Below are 22,339 nucleotides of genomic sequence, written 5' to 3'. Positions count from 1 at the left end.
GGGGGCGTCCGGTCGGTCGGGGGGCGCGGGCCGTCGTCGGGCACGGCGGGGCGGCCCTCCTCCGTCCCCGTGCCCGTCTCCGGGAAGGAACCGGCCGTCACACTGCCCTCCTCCCGCCGAGCCCGCCGCCCCTTCCATGCTCCCCGGCCGCCCGCGGGCACGCACTACGAGCGCGTCCGTCCCGGCTCCGCCGGGGCCTCCTCCGGCGCCCCTCCGCCCCCCGCGGGGGCCGGATTCCGGGCCGTGACCGCGGCCCGGACCAGGCCCGCCGCCGCGAGCACGGGCAGCAGCAGCGTCACGTCCACGGCCGTGACCAGGGCCGCGCCCGCCGCCAGCGCCACCGCGTTCGGCACGAAGAGCACGGTGTTCGCGGTCGCCGCGATCCGGCCGACCGCCTCCGCCGGGGCCTCCCGCTGGACCGCCGTCATCGCCGCCACCAGCACCCACGGCATGCCGAGGCCGATCACCGCGCTCGCCGCCAGCGCCACCGCCTCGTACGGCAGCGCCCGCGCCCCGGCCGCCGCCGCGAAGAGGGCGAGCCCGACGGCGGCGAGCAGCCGCTCCGGCATCCGGCGCAGCAGCGGCCCCGCCGTCAGGCCCGCGAGGACCGAACCGGCGCCCTGCACCGCGTAGAGCACCCCGGCGTACGCGGGCGGGCGGCCGAGCCCCTGGTCCACCACCGCGTAGACCGCCGCGCCGTTCACCCCGGCGAGCAGCATGGTGAAGGCCCCGGTGGCGACCAGCGGCCGCAGCACCGGCGAGCCGGCCAGCAGCCGGACGCCCTCGGCGGTCTCCCGCCGCCACGCGCCCCGCCCGCGCGCGGCCGGCGCCGGCCGCGCCTCCCGCACCCGCATCGCGGCGAACGCCGCCGCGGCCAGCGCGAAGGTCGCCGCGTCCAGGAGGGCCACGGGACCGCCCCCGTACCGGGCGAAGAGTCCCGCCGCGACCAGCGGGGCGACCAGCTTCATCGACTCGCCGGCGGTCATCCGCAGGCCGTTGGCCGAACCGAGCCGCTCCTTGGCGAAGCCGGCCGCGAGCAGGGCCTGCTCGGCCGCGTCGTGGACGGCGCCCTGCGCGCCGTACAGCACGAGGACGGCGAAGAGCAGCCACACCCGGTCGGCCGAGGTCACCCAGAGCAGCAGCGGCAGCACCGCGGCCATGGCGAGGTCGAGCGCGATCAGCAGCGGACGGCGGCGCACCCGGTCCGCGAGCGTGCCGAGGAGCGGCCCGAGGAGGGCGGGGGCCCAGAGGGCGAAGGCGGTCAGGGCCGCGAGACCGTCCGAACCCGTCAGCGACTTGACCCAGATCCCGGAGACCAGCCACATCGCCGTGGTCCCGAATCCGGACACGACCACACCCGTCAGATACCAGCGCATGGACGGAGACTCTGGCGTCTGAGGCGGCCCCGGCGGATCGGGCACCTGCCCTATTCCGGCAGCGCGGCCCGCTTCCGCTCGTACCCCAGCGCCGCCCCCGTGACCAGGGCGCCGAGCCCCTCCCACAGGCCCACCCCGAGGAAGCCGGCCGGGGCCCGGCCGGTGACGACGGCGAGGGTGAAGACCGCGCAGGTGAGGAGCCGGAAGGGGACCGTCCAGCGGAAGAAGGCCCGCCAGTCGGCGAGCGCGGCGAGCACGTAGTAGACGCCCATGTTGAGCGCGGCCATGGAGGAGGCGGTGAGGAAGACCAGCGTGTGGTCCCCCTCCGCGCGGCCCCCGTCGGGCACCGGCTCGAAGCCCATCACCGTGAGGAGGGCGTCCGGGGCGACCAGGCCCACCACCCCCAGGGCGGCGGCGAGGAGGCCGAAGACCGCCATGGTCCAGCCGGACAGCGAACGGGGCAGGCGACGCACGACGGTCCTCCGCGGAGCGAGATCGGCAGTTCGAGAAGAGCGCTCTCTGTTCGAGCGTGACCCTGCATATCGCGCGCGAGGCCGCGGGGGCCAATCCGGCCCCCGCGCACGTCACTTCAGCGCGGCCGCCATCATCTTCCGCGCCACCGGCGCCGCCAGGCCGTTGCCGCTGACCTCGGAGCGGGCCGCGCCCGAGTCCTCGATCAGCACGGCCACCGCCACCTGCTTACCGGTCGACGCGTCCTTCGCGTAGGAGGTGAACCAGGCGTACGGCGTCTTGCTGTTGTTCTCGCCGTGCTGCGCCGTGCCCGTCTTGCCGCCGACCTCGGCCCCGGGGACCGCCGCGTTGGAGCCCGTGCCCTGCTCCACGACCGTCACCATCGCGCTGCGCAGCTGCTCGGCGGTGGCGGCGGAGACGACCCGGGTGGCGTCGCCGTCGTCGTGGGTCTCCAGGGCGTCGCCGTCGGCGTCGACCACCTCGGAGACCATGTGCGGGGCGGCCAGCCGCCCGTCGTTGGCGATCACCGCCGAGACCATCGCCATCTGGAGCGGGGTGGCGGTGACGTCGAACTGCCCGATGCCGGTCAGCGCGGTCTGCGCCCGGTCCATCCCGGACGGGTAGACGCTGGGGTAGGCCCGGACCGGCACGTCCAGCTCGTCGTCGTTGAAGCCGAACCTCTCCGCCATCGCCTTCACCTTGTCCTGCCCCAGGTCGGCGGCCATCTTGCCGAAGACGTTGTTGCAGGAGTACCGCAGCGCGGTGCGGATCGTGGCGTTCTCGCAGGGCGCGGAGGCGTTCTCGTTCGGCAGGACGGTCCGGGTGCCGGGCAGGGTGTACGGGTCGGGGCTCTGGGTCCGCACGTCCACCGAGGAGTACAGCCCGTCCTCCAGGGCCGCGGCCGCGACGACCAGCTTGAAGGTGGAGCCGGGCGGCAGCGGCTGCCGCAGCGCCCGGTTGACCAGCGGCTTGTCGGGGTCCTCCGTCAGCCGCTTCCAGGCGTCGCCGTCCGTCGTGCCGGCGATGTCCGAGGGGTCGTAGGAGGGCGTGGAGACCATGCCGAGGATCCGGCCGGAGACCGGGTCGATCGCGACCGCCGCGCCCTTCTTGCTCCCGAGCGCCTCGAAGCCCGCCTTCTGCACGGCCGGGTCGATCGTGGTGACGACCGTGCCCGGGTCCTGCTGCGCGCGGGTGACTGCGTCCACCGGGTTCTTCAGCCGGTCGTCGGTGCCGTCCAGGATCCCGGCGTAGATGCCCTCCAGCTGGGTGGCGCCGTACGCCTGCGAGCTGTAGCCGGTGACCGCCGCGTACAGCTCGCCCTCCGGGTAGGTGCGCGCGTAGTCGAGATCACCGCTCTCGGTGTGCTTCGAGCCGGTGACCGGCGAGCCGGCCACGACGATGTTCCCGAGCGGCTGCGCGTACTGCGCGATGGTCTTCCGCCGGTTCTTGCTGTCGTTCGCGAGCGCCTTGCTCTCGTACGCCTGCACCCAGGTGGCCCGGCCCAGGAGGGCGAGCACGAGGAGCAGCACGAAGACCGAGGTGCGCCTGATGGTCTTGTTCATGGCACCCGGAGGGACGAACGGGGCGGTGGGAGACGTTCCGCTTGTGGCCGGATTCTCAGGAAACGTTCATGCGGCACGCATCCGTTCCGTGGCCCGCCTCACAGTCGCCGGGTGGCCAGCGTCAGCCGGTCGCGCGCGTCGAAGAGGGCGTCCTTGATCAGCTGCTCGTGGCCCGGCGTCAGCCGGGCCGCCGGCACCGAGCAGCTCAGCGCGTCCCTGGCCGGGGTCCGGTAGGGGATCGCCACGGCGAAGCAGCGCAGCCCCAGGGTGTTCTCCTCGCGGTCCACCGCGTACCCCCGCTCGCGCACCTCCGCCAGCTCCTCGATCAGCCGCTCCCGGTCGGTGATCGTGTGCTCGGTCACCGGCGGCAGCGCCTTCGGGAGCAGCTCCCGCACCTGCGCGTCGTCGTGGGTGGCGAGCAGCGCCTTGCCCAGCGCGGTCGAGTGCGCGGGCAGCCGCCGCCCGACCCGGGTGAAGGGCCGCAGGTGGTGCTGGGACTGGCGGGTGGCCAGGTAGACCACGCTGGTGCCGTCGAGCCGGGCCAGGTGGACGGTCTCGGTGGTGTCGTCCGAGAGCCGGTCCAGGGTGACCCGGGAGGCCGCCACGACCTCGTCGCCGTCGATGTACGAGGTCCCCACGAGCAGCGCCCGCACCCCGATGCCGTACCGCGTGCCGGTGGCGTCGGTCTCCACCCAGCCCAGCTCGACCAGGGTGCGCAGCAGCATGTACAGGCTCGACTTGGGGTAGCCCACGGCCTCCTGGACGGCCGCCAGGGTGTGCATCCCCGGCCGGCCGGCGAAGAACTCCAGCAGCTCCACCGTCCGCACCGCGGACTTCACCTGCGCACCGCTCGCGTCGGCACCCGCCATGACCCCGCCCTTCTCCCTGACTTCCGGACGACCTTGTGGGAACGCCCGCGGCGTCAATAGAGTCCACCCCGAAGCGTTCATGCACAAGAACGGCGTTCATCATAGTGAACAGGGGTGTGGCGGTGTCGGCAGCAGCAGTGTGGAGTGTGGACCCCCGGACGGGGAAGCGGCGCGAACAGGTCGCCACGGAGGCCACGGCCGCCGACGTCGACCGCGCGGTCCGCGCGGCCCACGCCACCCGGGAGTCCCTCGCCGACCGCACGGTCCGGGCCGCCTTCCTCAGGGCCGCCGCCGACCTCCTGGAGGCCGCCGCCGACGAGGTCGTCGCCACCGCCGACGCCGAGACCGCCCTCGGCGCCCCCCGGCTCACCGGCGAACTGGCCCGCACCGGCGCCCAGCTGCGCGCCTTCGCCGGGGTCGTCGAGGACGGTGCCTTCCTCGACGTGCGCGTCGACCTGCCCGACCCGTCGGCCGTGCCGCCCCGCCCCGACCTGCGCCGCTGGAAGATCCCGCTCGGCGTCGTCGCCGTCTACGCCGCCAGCAACTTCCCGCTCGCCTTCTCCGTCCCCGGCGGCGACACCGCCAGCGCCCTCGCGGCCGGCTGCCCCGTCGTCGTCAAGGCCCACCCCGACCACCCGGCCACCTCCGAGCTGGCCGCCGGCCTGCTGCGCCGCGCCGCCGCCAAGGCCGGACTCCCCGAGGACGTCGTCGTCCTGGTGCACGGCTTCGACGCGGGCGTCGAGCTGGTACGCCACCCGCTGGTCGCGGCGGCAGGCTTCACCGGCTCCGTGCGCGGCGGCCGGGCGCTCTTCGACGCCGCCGCCGCCCGCCCCGTGCCGATCCCCTTCCACGGCGAACTCGGCTCCCTCAACCCGGTCGTGATCACCCCCGGCGCGGTCGCCGAGCGGGCCGAGGAGACCGGCGCCGGCCTGGCCGGCTCCATGACCCTGGGCGCGGGCCAGTTCTGCACCAAGCCCGGTCTCGTCCTCGCCCCGGCCGGCGCCGACGGCGACCGCTTCCTCGCCGCCCTCGTCGAGGGCGTCGCCCAGGCCGGCCCCGCCGTCCTGCTCGACCACCGGATGCGCGCCGCCTTCGTCGAGGGCGTCACCGCGCGGGCCGCCCTCGACGGCGTCGGCGCCCCCGTCGTCCCCGGCGCGGCCGACGAGCACACCGTCACCGCCGGCGTCCTCACCGTCGATGCGGCCCGGCTCGCCGCCGGCGGCCACGAGCTCCTCCTGGAGGAGTGCTTCGGCCCCGTCACCGTCGTCGCCCGCTACACCGACGAGGCCGAGATCACCGCCGTCCTCGGCCGGCTGCCCGGCAACCTCACCGCCACCCTCCACTGCGACGACGACGACCCCGCCGCCCCCGCCCTGCTGGCCGCGCTCACCCCGCTCGCGGGCCGCGTCCTCGTCGGCGGCTGGCCCACCGGCGTCGCCGTCGCCCCCGCCCAGCACCACGGCGGCCCCTACCCGGCCACCACCTCCACCTCCACCTCGGTCGGCGCCACCGCCATCGAGCGCTGGCTCCGCCCGGTCACCTACCAGTCCACCCCCCAGCACCTCCTCCCGCCGGAGCTGCGCGACGGGAACCCGCTGGGCGTCCCCCGGCACTGACCCTCCGCCGCCGGGGCCCGCCGGGCCCCGCCGGGCCCGGTGGAACCGGCGGGCCCGGCGGGGGAGTTCAGCGGCGGACGCGCGGAAGGCGCAGCGAGGCCAGGCCCGTCAGCGTGAGCAGGGCCGCGCTGATCAGCAGGCTCACGGGCAGCGCCGTGGCGAAGCCCCGGGCCGCCAGCGTGCCGAAGACCGCGACGGCGAGCGCGCCCGCCGTCTGCCGGACCGCGTTCAGCAGGCCCGCCGCCGTCCCGGCCCGCTCCGCCGGCACCGCCTCCATCAGCGCGGCGATCAGCGGCGGCAGCGAGAAGCCCACCCCCAGCGACATCGGCACCAGCAGCAGCGCCTGCGCGGCCGGGGCGGTGTCCGCGTCGACCGCGAGCAGTGCCAGCAGCCCGGCGACGGCGACCGCCTGGCCGAGCAGGGCCGGCACCCGCGCCCCGTACCGCGCCGCCACCTTCGCCGAGAGGAGGTTCACCCCCGCGAGCAGCACCGTCATCGGCAGGAACATCAGCCCCGCCCCCAGCGCCGAGAAGCCCAGCTCCTGCTGGAAGAAGAGCCCGAAGACGAAGACCGTGCCGTAGAAGGCCACGCTGTTCGCGGCGCCCGCCGCCACCGCGACCGCGACCGTCGTGTTCCGGAACAGGCCCAGCGGCACCACCGGATGCCGCCGCCGCGTCTCGACCAGCAGGAAGGCCGCGAAGGACAGCACGGCGAGCCCGAGCGCCCGGCGGCCCTCCGTCCCGCCCTCGATGGCCGCGAAGGCCAGCGCGCCGAGCGCCGTCACCGCCGCCAGCTGGCCGGGCACGTCCAGCGGCGCGGGCCGCCGGGCCGAGGCCGGCACCCGGGCGAGCAGGACCAGCGCGAGCAGCCCGAGCGGCAGGTTGACGAAGAAGACGCCCCGCCAGCTCCACGCCGTCGTCAGCGCCCCGCCCGCCACCGGCCCGAGCGCCACCGCGACCGTGCCGCCCGCCGCCCAGAGCGCCACCGCCCGCGCCCGCCGCCCCGGGTCCGCGTACGCCTCGCGCACCAGGGCCAGCGAGGCCGGCAGCATCACCGCCGCCGCGACCCCCTGCACCGCCCGGGCCGCGAGCAGCCCGGGCAGACCGGGCGCCAGCCCGCACGCGACCGAGGCGAGCGTGAAGACGAGGGCCCCCGCCCCGAAGGCCCGGCTCGCCCCCACCCGGTCGGCCAGGGCGCCGGTGGAGAGCAGCAGCGCCGCGAAGACGAGCGTGTAGGAGTCCACCACCCACTGGAGGCCCGTCATCCCGGTGCCCAGGTCGGCCCCGACGGCCGGCAGCGCCACGTTGACGACGGACGTGTCCAGCGTGATGAGGGCGAAACCGAGCACGGCGGCGCCGAGCGCGGGACCGGGCGAGGCCGGAGCGACCCGCGGGCCGGCGGGGTCGGGGCCGGGGCCGGCGGGAGCGGAGGCGGCGGGTACGGGGCCGTCGGGTGCGGGTGCGGGGGCGGGGGCGGTGGAGGCGGGATCGGTGGGTGCCGGATCGGCGGAGGCGGGATCGGTGCGCGTCGAGGTCATGGCCCCACCCTCGTGACCGGCGGCGCCGTACAGTAGTGGCCCGAATGCCAGATGCCCGGAGGTTCCGGCCATGCCGCCCCAGCAGCCCCCGCCGGAGCCCCCGCACGCCCCGGTGTCCCCGCACCCGGTGGCTCCGGCGGCGCTCTCCTCCCGGCCCACCTGGCCGTCCTCCCGGCAGCCGGCCGGGCCGCCGCCCGCACCGGCCGGGCGGCCCGCCCCCGCCCGGGCCGCCCGCCGGGTCGCCGTCATCGCCGCGCCGCCCGTCTCGATGTTCAACCTCGCCATCCCGGAGATGCTCTTCGACAAGGTCGAGGTCGACGGCGCCCCCGGCTACGAGACCGTCATCTGCGCGCCCGACCCCGGGCCGGTCGCCACCACCGGCGGGCTCGACCTGGTCGTGCCGCACGGCCTCGACGCCGTCGACGCGGCCGACACCGTGGTCCTCGCGGGCAGCGGCTCGTACACCGATCCCGACCCCCGCATCCTCGACGCCCTGCGCCGGGCCGCCGGCCGTGGCGCCCGGATCGCCTCGATCTGCACCGGCGCCTTCGCGCTCGCCGAGGCCGGCCTCCTCGACGGCCGGGCCGCGACCACCTACTGGACCTACCGGCAGCTCCTCGCCGACCGCCACCCCACCGTCGACCTGCGCGGCGACGTGCTCTACGTCCAGGACGGGCCGGTGCTCACCTCCTCCGGCTACGCGGCCGGCATCGACCTCTGCCTGCACGTCATCCGCACCGACCACGGGTCCGCCGTCGCCAACGCGGTGGCCAGGCTCGCCCTCGTCGCGCCGGTCCGCCCCGGTGGCCAGGCCCAGTTCACGGACACCCCGCTGCCGCCGGAGCGCGGGGTCTCCCTCGCCGGCACGCGCGCGTGGGCCATGGAACACCTCGACGCGCCGCTCACCCTCACCGACCTCGCCCGGCACGCCGGCGTCTCGGTCCGCACCCTCTCCCGCCGTTTCCGCGCGGAGACCGGGGTGAGCCCGCTCCAGTGGCTGCTGCACCGGCGGGTCGAGCGCGCCAGGGAGCTCCTGGAGACGACCTCGCTCGGCATGGAGGCGGTCGCCCGGGCGAGCGGCCTCGGGTCGGCGGACTCGCTGCGGCAGCACGTGCACAGCCGTACGGGCCTGACGCCGAGCGCGTACCGGAGCTCCTTCGGCCGGGTGGCCCGGGGCCCCGCGGCGGGCCGCCCGGTCTGATCCGGTCCCGGCCGGCCGCCGCCGGTGCCGTGCTCCGGCTCACACCGGGCGGCCAAACGGAATGAAATCCGGTCCGCCCGGCGTTCGCACGAGGACGGATCATCCCCGACGTCCGTCATCCCCCGGAGAAGGAAACCCATGCGCGTAGAGATCTGGTCGGACATCGCCTGCCCCTGGTGCTACATCGGGAAGGCCCGTTTCGAGAAGGGCCTGGCCGCCTTCGCCCACCGCGACGACGTCGAGGTCGTGCACCGGTCCTTCGAGCTGGACCCGCACCGCGCCAAGGGGGACACCGCCCCCGTCCTGGAGATGCTGGCGAAGAAGTACGGGCGGACGCTCGACGAGGCGCGGGCCATGGAGGCCCACGTGGCGTCCAACGCGCACGCCGAGGGCCTCGACTACCGCGCCGACGGCCGGGACCACGGCAACACCTTCGACATCCACCGGCTGCTGCACCTGGCCAAGGAGCGCGGCCGGCAGAACGAGCTGCTCGACCTCGCCTACCGGGCGAACTTCGCCGAGGAGCGGTCCGTCTTCGACCCCGAGACCCTGGTGACCCTCGCCGTGGAGGCCGGGCTCGACGAGGCGGAGGTCCGGGGCGTCCTCGCCGACGAGACCGCCTATGCCGACGCGGTGCGGGCCGACGAGCGCGAGGCCTCCGAACTCGGCGCCAACGGCGTGCCGTTCTTCGTCCTCGACCGCCGCTACGGCGTCTCCGGCGGGCAGCCCGCCGAGGTCTTCACCCAGGCCCTGGAGCAGGCGTGGCAGGGCCGCGCCCTCCAGCCGGTCGGCGGCGCCGGCCCGGACGCGGAGGCGTGCGGCCCGGACGGCTGCGAAGTCCCGCCGCGCGGCTGACGCCCGTCCGTCCGTCGTGCGGCTGACCCCCGTCCGCCGGTCGGCGGCGCCGGCCCGGACGCGGAGGCGTGCGGCCCGGACGGCTGCGAAGTCCCGCCGCGCGGCTGACCCCCGTCCGCCCGCCGCGTGGCTGACCCCCGTCCGCCCGCCGCGCGGCTGACCCCCGTCCGCCCGCCGCGCGGCTGACGCCCGCCCGGCGCCCGGCCGCGGGAGGCCGGGCGCCGGACCCCCCCGGACGGGAGCCCCGTCTTCCGAGCCTCCCGCCTTCCGCGCGTCCCGTCTCCTCGGCGCACCGCTCCGACCTGCGGCGATAAGCGGCGCTTGGGGATTCCCCATGATCGGCGGGCATTGACGGGGGGTCGAGCGGAGCCCAGGCTGGGGCCATGGACTCCCTCGACCAGCCGCTCGGCGGCGCCGAGTTCGCCCCCGCGCGGACCTACCTGAACACCTCCGCCTGCGGTCTGCTGCCGCGCCGCACCGTCGAGGCGGTCACCCTCCTCGCCGAGGAGACCGCGCAGGGGCGTCCCGGCGGCGCCGGCAGTTTCGACGTCGTCGGCGAGGCCCGTGCCGCCTTCGCCCGGCTCGCCTCCGTCGCGCCCGAGCGGGTCGCGGTCGGCAGTTCGGTCGCCGTGCACTGCGGGATGATCGCCCAGTCGATGCCCTCCGGCGCCGAGATCCTCTTCCCCGAGGGCGACTTCTCCTCCGTCATCACGCCCTTCACGGTCCGCGGCGACCTCAAGACCCGGTTCGTGCCGCTGGAGCGGCTCGCCGAGTCAGTCGGCCCGGAGACCGCGCTGGTCGCCTTCTCCGCCGTGCAGTCGGCGGACGGCCGCACCGCCGACCTCGCCGCCGTACGGGCCGCCGCCGCGGCCCACGGGGCCCGCACCCTCCTCGACGCCACCCAGTCCGCGGGCTGGCTGCCGCTGTCGGCGGGGGAGTGGGACTACACGGTCGCCGGCGCCTACAAGTACCTGCTCTGCCCGCGCGGCGCTTCCTTCCTCACGGTCACCGAGGAGGCCCAGGACAGTCTGTCGCCGATCCACGCGGGCTGGGTCACCGGCGAGGAGCTGTGGGTCAACAGCTACGGCCCGGTGCGCGAACTCGCCTGCTCCGCCCGCCGGTTCGACGAGCCGGCCGCCTTCCTCTCGTACCACGGGGCCGCCCGCTCGCTGGCGCTCCTGGAGGAGGTCGGCATCGAGCGGATCGAGGCCCACGACAAGGGGCTCGCCGCCCGCTTCCGGTCCGGGCTGCTCTCCCTCGGGCACGAGCCGGTCATGGACGACTCCACGGTCGTCGCCGTGCCGGGGCTGGGCCACCGCGCGGACGCCCTGCGGGCCGCGGACGTCCTGCTGTCGGAGCGCGCCGGAAACCTGCGGGCCTCCTTCCACCTGTACAACACGGCGGCGGACGTGGACCGCGCCCTGGACGTCCTCGCGGGCTGACCCCGCCGGACCGGGCCCACCCCGCCGGACCGGCGGCTCAGCGGTTCCGCAGCTCAACAGCTCAACAGTTCAGCGTCGGGCAGTCGCCCGCCTCGCCCGCCTCCGCGCGCAGGTTCTCCGCCAGGACCCCGAGGAGGCGGGCGAGTTCCGTCCGCTCTGCCGGTCCCAGACCGGCGAGCGAGCTCTCCTCCAGGTCGGACCAGGCGTCCTCGACGCCGGCCCGCAGCGCCTGCCCCCGCTCCGTCGCCTCGACGAGCACCGCCCGCCGGTCGGCGGGGTCGGGGGAGCGGCTCACGTATCCGCACTGCTCCAGCCGCTGGAGCATCTTCGTCACGGTCGAGGGGTCCAGGCCGAGGGACTGGATCAGCTCCGACTGGCGGACCGCCCCGCAGTCCCAGAGCCGCATCATCATCAGCTCCTGGCCCGGGTAGAGGCCCAGCTCGCGCAGTCGCCGCCCCATCGCGATCCGGTGCGTCCGGGAGACCCGGGCCAGGGTCAGGCCGACCGGGCCGCCGTGCGCGGCGGACGGCGGCTGCTCGGTACAGGCGGGCTCGACTGTGGTCATCGGGGGCTCCTCGGGGCGGTTCCTCGTCCCCCAGGTTACCGTGACCCGGATTTTTGCTTGGCTGGCCAATCAATGGGTTACAGTGGCGGCGGGCCACATACTTGGCCGACCACATATTTTCCGGGAGACCGCCATGACCACCGCATTCGACCCCGTCGACCTCGCAGGCACCCGGCTCGCCAACCGCATCGCCATGGCCCCCATGACCCGCAGCCGCGCCGACGGCACCCTGCGCACCCCCACGGCGCTGACCGCCGAGTACTACGCCCAGCGCGCCTCCGCCGGCCTGATCATCACCGAGGGCGTCCAGCCGGTCCCCGAGGGCCAGGGCTACCCCGACACCCCCGGCCTGCACAGCCGCGAGCAGATCGCCGCCTGGCGCGAGGTCACCGACGCCGTCCACGAGCGCGGCGGCCGGATCTTCGCCCAGCTCATGCACGCCGGCCGGATCGGCCACCCGGACCTCCTCGACGGCGGCCTCCACCCCGTCGGCCCCTCGCCCGTCGCCGCCGCCGGCCAGGTCTACACCCACGAGGGCCCCAAGGACTTCCCCGCCCCGCGCGAACTCACCGGCGACCAGGTCCACGAGGCGATCGCCGGCTTCGCCGCCGCCGCGCGCAACGCCGTCGAGGCCGGCTTCGACGGCGTCGAGATCCACGGCGCCAACGGCTACCTGATCCAGCAGTTCCTCGCCACCGGCTCCAACCACCGCACCGACGAGTGGGGCGGCCCCGTCGAGAACCGCATCCGCTTCGCCGTCGAGGTCGTCCGCGCCGTCGCCGCCGAGATCGGCCCCGACCGCACCGGCCTGCGCATCTCCCCGGCCAACTCCCTCAACGACATCGCCGAGACCGAGACCGAGGAGCTCTACCTCGCGCTGCTCGCCGCCATCGAGCCCGTCGGCATCGCCTACCTCCACGTCCTGGAGACCGGCCCCGAGCGCCGCCCGCTCGTCCTCGACCTGCGCAAGCGCTTCGCCGGCACCTTCATCCTCAACCCGGCCACCGAGGGCCCGACCGGCGCCGAGTCCCTCGCCCTGATCGAGGACGGCGTCGCCGACCTCGTCGCCTACGGCGCGCTCTTCATCTCCAACCCCGACCTGCCCGCCCGCCTGCGCGCCGGCGGCCCCTTCGCGGAGCCCGACCGCACGACCTTCTTCGGCGGCGACCACCGCGGCTACACCGACTACCCGGCGCTGTAACCGGCCGGGGCGAACGAGGAGGGCGGGGCCCGGCACCCACCGGCCCCCGCCCTCCGCCGCGTCCGCCTACCAGGCCGCGGTGACCGCCCGGCGCGCGCCCTCCAGGTCCACCGTCCGGCCCGCCTCGCCGAGCACCGCGCCCAGCGCGGCCAGCGAGGACTGCACGGCGTTCGGGGTCGCGTCCGCCCCGTAGTGGTTCACCCGGACCATCTCCTTCGCCAGCGCCCCGCCGCCCGCGATCAGCGGCAGCGACGGGTCGGCGGAGAGCGCCTTCGCCACCAGCTCCGAGGCGTCCAGCTCCGCCGGGACCCGCAGCGTCGTCGCCACCGGCGCCGCGTCCGCCGCCTCGTACACGTACGGCTCCAGACCGCCGCCCAGCGCCAGCGCGCCCGCGCGGGTCGCCGCCGCGGCCGAGGCGTGCCGGGCCATCAGCGCGTCCAGGCCCTCGGCCTCGATCCGCTCCACGCACGCCTCCAGGGCCAGCATCTCCAGCTGTGCCGGGGCGTGCAGGAGCGCCTTGCGACCGCCGTCGATCCAGCGCTCCTTCCAGTCGAGGAGGGAGAGGTACGAGCGGCGCGGCGCGGCCGGGTTGGCGGCGAACCGCTCCCAGGCCCGCTCGCTCACCGACACCGCCGAGACGCCGGCCGGGCCGCCCATCGCCTTCTGCGCGCCGATGATGCACATGTCCACGCCCCAGGCGTCCGGCAGCACCGGTTCGGCGCCGATGGAGGCCACCGCGTCCAGGTAGAACAGCGCGCCGTGGGCGCGGACGACCTCGCCGATCTCCGCGACCGGGTTGGTGTTGCCGGTGGCGGCCTCCGCGTGCACCAGCGAGACGAAGTCGATCTCCGGGTGCTCGGCCAGCGCCCGCTCCACCTGCCCGGCGGTGACCGCCGTGTGGAAGGGGACGGCGAGGTCGACCACGGTGGCGCCGCAGTCGCGCAGCCAGTTGCCGAAGGTCTGCCCGTACGGGCCGGTGACCACGTTCAGCGCGGTGGAACCGGCCCGCGCCCCGCTGCGGATGCACCCTTCGAGCGGCAGCAGCGCCTCGCCCTGGGTGATCACCACGTCCTGCTCGGTGGAGAGCAGCGCGGCGACCCGCCGCTCGATGGACGCGAAGTGCGCGGCGGTCATCGGGGCCAGGTCGAGCAGCGGGTGTGTCACGGTCACGGTGGTGCCTTCTCGGGTCGGTGGTACGGGCCCGGCCAGCGTACGCCCACCGCTCCGGCGGCCCCTCGTACAGTGCAGCCATGAGCGATCACGAGGTGTTGCACGTGAAGGGGCGGGTGCTCGTCGGCCCCGAGGACGTACGGGACGAACTCTGGTGCGTGGCCGGGCGGATCACCTTCGAGCGGCCCGCGGGCGAGGCCGTGACGGTGTCGGGGTGGGCGCTGCCCGGACTGGTCGACGCGCACTGCCACGTCGGCCTGGACCGGCACGGGCCGGTGGACGAGGCCACCGCCGAGAAGCAGGCCCTCACCGACCGGGACGCCGGCACCCTGCTGATCCGGGACGCCGGCTCGCCCTCCGACACCCGCTGGATCGACGACCGCGAGGACCTGCCGAAGATCATCCGGGCCGGCCGGCACATCGCCCGCACCCGCCGCTACATCCGCAACTACGCCCATGAGATCGAGCCCGCCGACCTGGTGGAGTACGTGGGCCGGGAGGCGCGGCGGGGTGACGGCTGGGTCAAGCTGGTCGGCGACTGGATCGACCGCGAGGTCGGCGACCTCGCGCCGTCCTGGCCGCGCCCCGAGGTGGAGGCGGCGATCGCGGAGGCGCACCGGCTCGGCGCCCGGGTCACCGCCCACTGCTTCGCCGAGGACTCGCTGCGCGACCTGGTCGAGGCGGGCATCGACTGCGTCGAGCACGCCACGGGCCTGACCGAGGAGACCATCCCGCTCTTCGCGGAGCGCGGGGTCGCCATCGTGCCGACGCTGGTCAACATCGCGACCTTCCCGCACCTCGCGGACGGCGGCGAGGCCAAGTTCCCCCGCTGGTCGGCCCACATGCGCCGGCTGCACGCGCGCCGGTACGACACCGTCCGCGCCGCCTGGGACGCGGGCGTGCCGGTCTTCGTCGGCACCGACGCGGGCGGCTCCCTCCCCCACGGCCTGGTCGCCGAGGAGGTCGAGGAGCTGACGAAGGCCGGCATCCCGCCGCTCGACGCGCTCTCGGCCACCACCTGGGGGGCGAGGGCCTGGCTGGGCCGCCCCGCCCTGGAGGAGGGCGCCCCCGCCGACCTGGTGGTCTACGACCAGGACCCGCGCGCGGACGTCCGCGTCCTCGCGGCGCCGCGCCGGGTCGTGGTCGGCGGCCGGGTCCTGGCCTGACGAGGCCCTCGGACGGCCCGCGCGGAAAGGCCGGCCCGGCGCGGAAGGGCCGGCCCGGCCCTCGCCCGGGAGGGGGGCTCAGACGGCCCGGCGCAGGAAGGCCAGCCGGGCCTTCTTCTCCGGGATGAAGACCTCCGGCAGGTCGACCTCGGGGAGGACGACCTCCGGGCCCAGCTCGAAGCCGGCCCGCGCCATGCGGGCGACGGCCTTCTCGTTCGCCGCGTCCGGCTCGACCACGATCCGCAGGTGGTCGCGGTGGCAGAAGGCGACGAGCGCGGAGAGCAGACCGGCGGTGAAGCCGGGCGCGGGGGCGGTGCTCGGGGCGACGAAGAGGTGGCAGCCGATGTCGCCCTCCTCGACCTCGTAGCACTCGCTCACCCGGTCGGCGGCGGGCTCGTACGTCTGGAAGATCGCGACCGGCTCCCCGTCGAGCTCCACCAGGAAGCCGTGGTGGGTGGTGAGCGAGTCCAGGTGCGCGTAGACGTCCCGGACCTGCTCGACGGTGGTGCCGTTCATGCCCCAGAAGCGTCCCCGCTCCTCGTTGACCCAGGCGTGGATGAGCGGGGCGTCCGCGTCCGGGGCGATGGGCCGGACGGTGACGGTGCCGAGGCCCTCGACGGTCTGGACGTGTACGGGGGTGGTCATCCCTGCTCCTTGGTGAGGCGGTTCCAGTCGGTGGTGACGGGGGCGAGTTCGCCCCGCAGCCACAGGGGGAGTTGGTCTTCGTGGTGCGGGTCCCCGGCCACCCCGGAGGCGCCGAACGGCACGATCCAGCCGCTGCGTTCGCGGTCGGCGAGGTCCCACACGTACCGGGCGGCCGAGGCCCGGGCGCTGCGGTCGGTGTAGCCGGGGGCGCTGGAGGTGGAGAGCACGCAGTCGTGGTCGCCGCCGAGTCCCGGCCACCGGTCGTCGTCGGGGTGGGGGAGGGCCTGCCAGGGCGCGAGCCGGTGGGTGGCGCCCCAGGCGGCGGGCGGCTCGCCCGCACCGGTCTCCTCCAGCGCCTCGCCGACGATCCGCCGCACGTCGGCGGCGGGTACGGGGCCGGTCACCAGCAGCGTCTCCAGGGCGAGGCCGACCCGCGGGCCGAGGTACAGCCAGGGGTGGAACACCTCGGGGTACGGGCCGGGGTCGCGCAGGCCCGCGAAGGCCTCGTGCGCGGCGAGCCGGCGCACCACCGCGCCCCGCACGGCGGCGTAGAGCCCGGCGCCGAGGCTGTCGGCCTCCATCCGCCGGTCCCAGGCGAGCAGCCGCCTCCGGACGTCCGCGGCGGCGGGGGAGAGGTCCCCGGCGGCCCCGACGGCGGCGAGCAGCCGGGCCGCCGCGCGGTTGTCGGTGTCGCGGTGGACGGCGGCGGTCGCCCCGGGGGTCCAGTCGGTGGAGCCGTCCAGGAGGGCGGCGATCCGGTCGGCCCGGTGCGGGGGCGCGAACTCGACGCCGAGCGGGGCGGCGAGCCCCCGGGCGTTGGCCATCACCGCGTACCCGCCCTCCACCTCGGCGCGGGGCAGCGGTGCCGGCTCCGCCGCCCAGGCGTGGGCCGGCTCCCAGGCCGGCACGGGCCGCAGGGAGTTGGCCCGGTCGCGGATCGGGACGTGTCCGGCGACCCGGTGCAGCAGGCCGCCCTCGGTGTCGGCGGCGAGCACCACGTTCACCGGCTCCACCCAGCCGTCGAGCGCCGCGTCGACCTCGCCGGCGGTACGGGCGGCGAGCAGGCGCGGCAGGACCTCGAAGCCCAGCAGGCCGGTGACCCGGGGCACGTACCGCAGGCTCAGCCCCTCCCACTCGGCGCCCGTCTCCTGCGGTCCTTCGCCCACGACGACCGGGCCCCGCGCGGTCTCGACCACCTCGACGACCGCCGGCTCACCGCCCAGGACGCCGACCGTCTCGGTGTGCGCGGCGGCCGGGCGCCAGCCCTCGGGGCCGTACGCCTCCACGCCGCCGTCCCCGGTGCGCCGCAGCCGCTCGCGGTAGAGGTCCTGGTAGTCGGCCATCGCGTTGGTGATGGCCCAGGCGACGTGCCCGGTGTGCCCGAAGTGGGCGAGGCCGGGCACGCCGGGCACGGCGAGGCCGACGACGTCGTACCGCGGGCAGGAGAGCCGGATCTGCTGGTAGACGCCCGGCGCCTCGATGAACCGGTGCGGGTCGCCGGCCACCAGGGCGGCGCCGCTCGCGGTCCGCTCCCCGGCCACCAGCCAGCCGTTGGAGCCGGCCGTGGCCGGTCCGTCGGCGGCGAACAGCTCGGTCCACTCCTCGCCCAGGCCGGTCGCCACCCGCTCGCGCCACAGCTTCGTCGGGAACCCGGCGAAGAGGATGTGGGTGGAGAGCCAGACCGCCAGCGGCGTCCACGCCTCCCAGCGGCCGGCCGCGAGGCCGGTGGCGGCGAACTCGGGGGCGCGGCGGGCCCCTTCGGCCAGGCCGTCGTTCACCCCGTCCACGTACGCCCGCACCCAGTCCGCGGTCTCCGGGTCGCTCTCCTCCAGGCGCTCCAGGCAGCGGCGCGCGGTGTCGGCGAGCCGCGCCCGGCGGACGAAGACGTCCCAGCCGGCCTCGGCCGCGCCGAGGAAGGCGGCCGTGGTGCCCTGCGCCCGGTGGCGCTCGACCTCCAGCTGCCAGGCGCGGTCCCGCGCGGTGGTCCGGCCCTGTGCGAAGGCCAGTTCCGCCGGGTCGGCGGCGCGCAGATGGGGGACGCCGTACACGTCCCGGTAGACCTCGATGCTCACCCGTGCCGATCCCGTCCGTGTGCTTCCAGATGTCGTTAGGTTAGGCTGGCCTAAATTAATCGCCGACCCAAGGTAACCCATGGGTCCGGGGGAGGAGCACGCGGTGGGGCACGGGTGGCAGGGCGCGGTCCTGAAGCTGATGGGCGCCAAGGACTTCACGTTCACCGTCACGGGGGCCGAGCGGGTCACCGACGACTACCGGAGGGTCCACTTCACGGACGGCGGGCTGCTCGCCGCCGCCGGGGTCCACCCGACGATGTGGGTCCGCGTCTGGTTCGCGAACGCGGGCAAGCCGCACCAGCGGGCCTACACCCTGGTCGACCCCGACCGGGAGGCGGGCACCTTCAGCCTGGAGTTCGCCCTCCACGACGGCCCGGCCAGCCACTGGGCGCGCGACTGCTCCCCCGGCGACACCGTCGAGGCCACCCTCCAGGGCACCGGCTTCGAGACCCCCGAACCCCGGCCGGGGCGGCTCCTCGTGGTCGGCGACCCGGCCTCGCTGCCGGCCGTGAACTCGCTGCTCGACGCCCATCCGGACCTCCCGGCCACCATCTGGTTCGAGACCCGGCACGCCTCCGACGAGGAGCTGCCCTTCCGCACCGACCCCGACCGCCACGAGCTGCGCCGGGTGCCCCGGCAGCGCTCCGGCGCCGCCCTCGTGGAGCGGGTCAGGGCCGAACTGCCCGCGCTCGCCGGGCCGGAGGCGTACGTGTGGATCGCCTGCGACACCGCGACCACCCGCGCCCTCGCCGCGTACGTCCGCAAGGAGCTGGCGCTGCCCAGGGAGCGGGTGCACGCGCTCGGCTACTGGCGCCCGAGCTGAACCGTTCCGCCCGGGCGTGACGTTGACGATCCGTGACCCCTCGGGGGCGCGGATCGTTTTCTCTGCCCGCGCGGGTCCTCGCGTGATCGTGCCCCACCCCTTCGGAGGTAACACGCGGGACGAGGGGGAACGGTTGTGCCGAATTAAATCGAATATGAACACGGAAACCCCCCTTTGGAGTGAACTCACGTCAGGCGACTGTCGGTTCACTCTCCGTGCGTAAAGATTCCGGTGTCTCAAGTCGCCGCCGCCGCGCAGACCCACCGTCCCCGTGGTGAGCGGCCGGCGACGCCATGCCTTCTGTGGGGGTTCCACCATCTTGAACAGCAACACCTTCCGCGCGCCCGTCCGCCGCACCGCCGCCGCGGCGGCCGTGGTCGCCCTGGCCGCCGGCCCCGTGCTCCTCGCGGCCCCCGCCGCGCAGGCGACCGACGGAGAGCACCGCGAAGGCCGTGCCACCGCCGCCGTGCTGCGCACCGGACTCGACGTCTCCCTCCTCGGCGAGACCGTGAAGATCCCGGTCCGCGCGAGCCTCAACGAGGTCGAGGCGCCCGAGAGCGAGAGCGAGACCGCGCTCAGCGTGAAGGTGGAGGGGGCGGAGGGCGGCAAGCCCGTCGACATCCTCACCGCCGACGTCGCCACCTCGACCGCCACCGTCGACGAGCGCAAGGCGGAGGGGTACGTCAACCTCGCCAAGGCCCGGGTCCATGTGCCCGGCCTGCCCTCCCTCGCGATCATCGAGGTCGAGGAGGTCACCTCCAAGGCCGTCTGCGAGACCGGGAAGAAGCCGGTCGCCGACTCCAACGTCCTCGGGTACGTCCGCGCCCTCGGCAAGAAGGTCACGCTCACCGCCGGCGGCCGCACCGAGCTCGACGTGCCCGCGGTCGGCCGCGTCACGCTGGACCTCTCCCGCACCGACACCACCAGCCGCACCGCCGCCGCCACGGCCCTGGAACTCGACGTGGAGGTCAACCCGCTCAACCTCGGCGTCGCCAAGGTCAAGGGCACCGTCACCCTCGCCCAGGCCACCTGCGAGACCCCCGACGGCCCGGCCCCGACCGAGAAGCCCACGGAGAAGCCCACCGGGAAGCCGACCCAGGAGCCGACCGGGAAGCCCACCCAGGAGCCGACCGGGAAGCCCTCGCCGCAGCCCACCGAGTCCGGGGACGACGGCGGGATCACGACGAACAACGGCGGCTCCACCCCGACGCAGAACCTCGCCGAGACCGGCGGCAGCTCCGCCACCCCGTACATCGCGGGCGGCGCCCTCGCCCTCGTCCTGGCAGGCGGCGGAGCCGTCGCCCTGACCCGCGCCCGCGCCCGGGGCTGACCGCCCGAGGGCGAAGGCGCGCAGGGGGAACCGGCCCGGGGCGGACGGTGTGACGACACCGCCCGTCCCGGGCCGCCCCGCCTCCCGGGGCGGACGGCGGCTCAGCCGCCCAGCAACAGCGCCTGGTCCAGCGCCTGGAGGAAACGATTCGTCGTCGCCCGGTCCCGGACCGCGAGCCGCAGCCAGTGGCGGTCCAGACCCGGGAACGTGTCCCCGCGCCGCGCCGCGAACCCCAGCAGCCGCAGCCGCTCCCGTATCGCGTCCGCCCCCTCGATCCGGACCAGCACGAACGGCCCCTCGGCCGCCGCCACCGTCCGCACCTCGTCGAACTCCGCCAGCCCCGCCAGCAGGTGCGCCCGCTCCGTCCCGATCCGGTGCGCCGCGTGCTCCGCCTCCGCCAGCGCGGCCCGTGTCATGCACGCCTCCGCCGCCACCAGCGCCGGCGTCGACACCGGCCACAGCGGCTGCGCCCGCTCCAGGAGCCCGATCGTGTCCGGCTCCGCCAGCACGTAGCCGATCCGCAGCCCCGCGAGGCCCCAGGTCTTCGTCAGGCTCCGCAGCACCACCAGGCCCGGCACGTCCGTCCGTCCGGCCAGCGCCTCCCGCTCGCCCGGCACCGCGTCCATGAACGCCTCGTCCACGACCAGGTACCGCCCCGGCCGCGCCAGCGCCGCGATCGTCTCCGCCGGGTGCAGCACCGACGTCGGGTTGGTGGGATTGCCGACCACCACCAGGTCCGCGTCCTCCGGCACCGCCGCCGGATCCAGCCGGAAGCCGTCCTCCTCGCGCAGCAGCACCCGGCCCACCTCGTGCCCGGCGTCCCGCAGCGCCGCCTCCGGCTCGGTGAACTGCGGGTGCACCACCACCGGCCGGCGCACCGGCAGCGCCCGCGCCAGCAGCACGAAGGCCTCCGCCGCGCCCGAGGTCAGCAGCACCCGCCCCGTCGGCAGGTCGTGCCGCTCGGCCACCGCCGCACGGGCCGAGCGCCCGTCCGGGTAGTGCGCCAGGTCCGCCAGGGAATGCGCGATGCGCTCCCGCAGCCAGTCCGGCGGGGTCGCCGTCCGGACATTGACCGCGAGGTCGACGAGTTTCTCGTCCCGGACCTCGGCGTCACCGTGATGACGCAGGTCGTGGGCGTGGGTGCCCGTGTGGGGGCCGTCCGTGTGGGTGTCCATGTCCGCCGTCGTGTGGGGGGTGGGGGTGTGGGGTGAGTCAGGCTCGCCAGCGATGTACCCGCACGTCAAGGGCGACAACCGTGCGACGGACGTCACTTCGTCCGGACAGGAGGCCGCTTTGTCCTGACATGACGGGACGAAACCGGCGATCGCACACGTCACGCGACGCCCCTTCCGCTTCGGCACCAGCAGCACCGCCCCCGGCCCCGCCGCCCGCAGCGCCGCCGCCTCCGCCACCGACGCCGTCCCCGTCGCCGCCAGCGGCACCGCCGAGGGATGCGGCACGGCGACCCCGGCCAGCTCCTCCGCGGGGAACCCCGTCACCGGCACCCCGAGCCGCCGTGCCGCCTCCGCGACGCCCGGCTCCGCCGCGCGCGCCTCCAGCGTCGCCACCCCGCGCACCCGCACGCACCCCGGCCCCGCCGCCTCCGCGAGCGCCGACCGGACCAGCGCCAGGACCTCACCGGCCGTCGCCCCCGACCGGACCCCGACGCCGACGTGCACACCCGGGGCCCGATCCGATAGCAAGGGGCCATGGCTGTGGTCGTCGCGCTCGGCGCGTTCCTGATGACGCTCTTCGGCGGCTGGGTCGCGCAGCGCGTCACCGACCGCCGGCACCTCGTCCTCGGCCTCGCCGGCGGGCTGATGCTCGGCGTCGTCGGACTCGACCTGCTGCCCGAGGCGCTGGAGGCCGCGGGGGCGGAGGTCTTCGGCGTCCCCGAGGCCCTGCTGCTCTTCGTCGGCGGCTTCCTCTTCGCCCACGTGGTGGAGCGGCTCCTCGCCACCCGCCGCGCGGCACACGGCGCCGAGGCGGGGGAGCGCACCCCTCAGGTCGGGCTCGTCGCGGCCGGCGCCATGGTGCTGCACAGCCTCATGGACGGCATCGCGCTCGGCGCCGCCTTCCAGGTCGGCGGCGGCATGGGGGCCACCGTCGCGCTCGCCGTCGTCACCCACGACTTCGCGGACGGCTTCAACACGTACACGCTCACCAGCCTGTACGGGAACGAGCGCCGCAAGGCCCTCGCCATGCTCTTCGCCGACGCCCTCGCGCCGATCGCCGGCGCCGCCCTCGCCACGTTCCTCACCCTTCCGGAGGAACTGCTCGGCGGATATCTCGGCTTCTTCGGCGGCGCCCTGCTCTACCTCGCCGCCGCCGAGATCCTGCCCGAGGCCCACCACGAGCACCCGGCCCGCTCCACCCTGCTCTGCACGGTCGCGGGCGTCGGCTTCATCTGGCTCGTGGTGGGCCTCTCGGGCGGCTGA

At 75.7% G+C, this 22,339-nt stretch carries 19 protein-coding genes; 9 read left to right on the top strand and 10 right to left on the bottom strand.

Annotated features, from left to right (window positions below):
- Positions 1 to 164 precede the first annotated feature (164 nt).
- The 4 genes from ACFW6A_RS00305 to ACFW6A_RS00290 all read right to left on the bottom strand — a co-directional run bounded on the left by ACFW6A_RS00305 (position 165) and on the right by ACFW6A_RS00290 (position 4,278).
- Entirely contained in the window at positions 165 to 1,376 is a 1,212-nt protein-coding gene (locus ACFW6A_RS00305; RefSeq protein WP_386637954.1) for an MFS transporter, read from the bottom strand.
- Between the two features lie 50 nt (positions 1,377 to 1,426).
- Positions 1,427 to 1,813: a hypothetical protein gene (locus ACFW6A_RS00300; protein WP_351842339.1), complete on the bottom strand. Its 387-nt coding sequence runs from the start codon at positions 1,811 to 1,813 to the stop codon at positions 1,427 to 1,429.
- A 147-nt stretch (positions 1,814 to 1,960) separates the two neighbouring features.
- Entirely contained in the window at positions 1,961 to 3,409 is a 1,449-nt protein-coding gene (locus ACFW6A_RS00295) for a penicillin-binding transpeptidase domain-containing protein (protein ID WP_351842235.1), read from the bottom strand.
- A 98-nt stretch (positions 3,410 to 3,507) separates the two neighbouring features.
- Positions 3,508 to 4,278 carry an IclR family transcriptional regulator gene (locus tag ACFW6A_RS00290; protein WP_386478974.1) on the bottom strand — a complete coding sequence of 257 codons (771 nt, stop codon included), beginning with the start codon at positions 4,276 to 4,278 and terminating at the stop codon, positions 3,508 to 3,510.
- A 122-nt stretch (positions 4,279 to 4,400) separates the two neighbouring features.
- Here ACFW6A_RS00290 and ACFW6A_RS00285 point away from each other — a divergent pair, with 122 nt between their 5' ends.
- A complete protein-coding gene (locus ACFW6A_RS00285; protein WP_386478972.1) occupies positions 4,401 to 5,894 on the top strand; it encodes an aldehyde dehydrogenase (NADP(+)) in 1,494 nt (497 codons plus the stop codon).
- Positions 5,895 to 5,961: 67 nt separating this feature from the next.
- Here the strand turns inward: ACFW6A_RS00285 and ACFW6A_RS00280 are convergent, their stop codons facing one another.
- Entirely contained in the window at positions 5,962 to 7,431 is a 1,470-nt protein-coding gene (locus tag ACFW6A_RS00280; RefSeq protein ID WP_386637951.1) for an MFS transporter, read from the bottom strand.
- A gap of 70 nt (positions 7,432 to 7,501) precedes the next feature.
- Here ACFW6A_RS00280 and ACFW6A_RS00275 point away from each other — a divergent pair, with 70 nt between their 5' ends.
- The 3 genes from ACFW6A_RS00275 (at position 7,502) to ACFW6A_RS00265 (ending at position 10,929) form a co-directional block, all read left to right on the top strand.
- Positions 7,502 to 8,632, top strand: a complete 1,131-nt coding sequence (locus ACFW6A_RS00275; protein WP_386478966.1) for a GlxA family transcriptional regulator — start codon at positions 7,502 to 7,504, stop codon at positions 8,630 to 8,632.
- A gap of 138 nt (positions 8,633 to 8,770) precedes the next feature.
- Entirely contained in the window at positions 8,771 to 9,487 is a 717-nt protein-coding gene (locus tag ACFW6A_RS00270) for a DsbA family oxidoreductase (protein WP_351842227.1), read from the top strand.
- A 383-nt stretch (positions 9,488 to 9,870) separates the two neighbouring features.
- The gene (locus ACFW6A_RS00265) at positions 9,871 to 10,929 is read left to right on the top strand and encodes an aminotransferase class V-fold PLP-dependent enzyme (RefSeq protein WP_386637948.1); all 1,059 of its coding nucleotides are present in this window, start codon (positions 9,871 to 9,873) and stop codon (positions 10,927 to 10,929) included.
- 61 nt (positions 10,930 to 10,990) lie between these two features.
- On the opposite strand, the gene ACFW6A_RS00260 is transcribed toward ACFW6A_RS00265, so the two are convergent.
- Positions 10,991 to 11,494, bottom strand: a complete 504-nt coding sequence (locus ACFW6A_RS00260) for a MarR family winged helix-turn-helix transcriptional regulator (protein WP_351842223.1) — start codon at positions 11,492 to 11,494, stop codon at positions 10,991 to 10,993.
- A gap of 133 nt (positions 11,495 to 11,627) precedes the next feature.
- Here ACFW6A_RS00260 and ACFW6A_RS00255 point away from each other — a divergent pair, with 133 nt between their 5' ends.
- Entirely contained in the window at positions 11,628 to 12,695 is a 1,068-nt protein-coding gene (locus ACFW6A_RS00255; protein ID WP_386637945.1) for an alkene reductase, read from the top strand.
- Between the two features lie 66 nt (positions 12,696 to 12,761).
- Here the strand turns inward: ACFW6A_RS00255 and ACFW6A_RS00250 are convergent, their stop codons facing one another.
- The gene (locus ACFW6A_RS00250) at positions 12,762 to 13,859 is read right to left on the bottom strand and encodes an aminotransferase class V-fold PLP-dependent enzyme (RefSeq protein ID WP_351842335.1); all 1,098 of its coding nucleotides are present in this window, start codon (positions 13,857 to 13,859) and stop codon (positions 12,762 to 12,764) included.
- A gap of 86 nt (positions 13,860 to 13,945) precedes the next feature.
- Between ACFW6A_RS00250 and ACFW6A_RS00245 the strand changes: the two genes are divergently transcribed.
- Positions 13,946 to 15,031 (top strand): amidohydrolase family protein, encoded by a 1,086-nt coding sequence (locus ACFW6A_RS00245; RefSeq protein ID WP_351842219.1) that lies wholly within the window; start codon positions 13,946 to 13,948, stop codon positions 15,029 to 15,031.
- Between the two features lie 78 nt (positions 15,032 to 15,109).
- On the opposite strand, the gene ACFW6A_RS00240 is transcribed toward ACFW6A_RS00245, so the two are convergent.
- Complete coding sequence (locus tag ACFW6A_RS00240) at positions 15,110 to 15,676, bottom strand: GNAT family N-acetyltransferase (RefSeq protein ID WP_351842217.1); 567 nt, start codon at positions 15,674 to 15,676, stop codon at positions 15,110 to 15,112.
- Complete coding sequence (locus tag ACFW6A_RS00235) at positions 15,673 to 17,748, bottom strand: penicillin acylase family protein (RefSeq protein ID WP_386637941.1); 2,076 nt, start codon at positions 17,746 to 17,748, stop codon at positions 15,673 to 15,675. Before ACFW6A_RS00235 ends, ACFW6A_RS00240 begins: the two co-directional genes overlap by 4 nt.
- 79 nt (positions 17,749 to 17,827) lie before the next feature.
- Here ACFW6A_RS00235 and ACFW6A_RS00230 point away from each other — a divergent pair, with 79 nt between their 5' ends.
- Together ACFW6A_RS00230 and ACFW6A_RS00225 are read left to right on the top strand one after the other, a co-directional pair.
- On the top strand, positions 17,828 to 18,571 hold the full coding sequence (locus ACFW6A_RS00230; RefSeq protein WP_386478952.1) for a siderophore-interacting protein: 744 nt from the start codon (positions 17,828 to 17,830) through the stop codon (positions 18,569 to 18,571).
- Positions 18,572 to 18,890: 319 nt separating this feature from the next.
- Entirely contained in the window at positions 18,891 to 19,901 is a 1,011-nt protein-coding gene (locus ACFW6A_RS00225; RefSeq protein WP_386637937.1) for an SCO1860 family LAETG-anchored protein, read from the top strand.
- Between the two features lie 101 nt (positions 19,902 to 20,002).
- Here ACFW6A_RS00225 and cobC read toward each other — a convergent pair whose 3' ends face one another.
- Positions 20,003 to 21,580: an Rv2231c family pyridoxal phosphate-dependent protein CobC gene (cobC, locus tag ACFW6A_RS00220; protein ID WP_386478948.1), complete on the bottom strand. Its 1,578-nt coding sequence runs from the start codon at positions 21,578 to 21,580 to the stop codon at positions 20,003 to 20,005.
- Between the two features lie 30 nt (positions 21,581 to 21,610).
- On the opposite strand from cobC, the gene ACFW6A_RS00215 reads away from it, so the two are divergent.
- Entirely contained in the window at positions 21,611 to 22,339 is a 729-nt protein-coding gene (locus ACFW6A_RS00215; protein WP_351842207.1) for a ZIP family metal transporter, read from the top strand.

Origin of the sequence: Streptomyces sp. NPDC058758 (assembly GCF_042746075.1) — a bacterium.
Lineage (GTDB): Bacteria > Actinomycetota > Actinomycetes > Streptomycetales > Streptomycetaceae > Streptomyces.
Note: the sequence above shows the minus strand (reverse complement) of the source record. Positions and strands in the feature narration are given on the sequence as shown.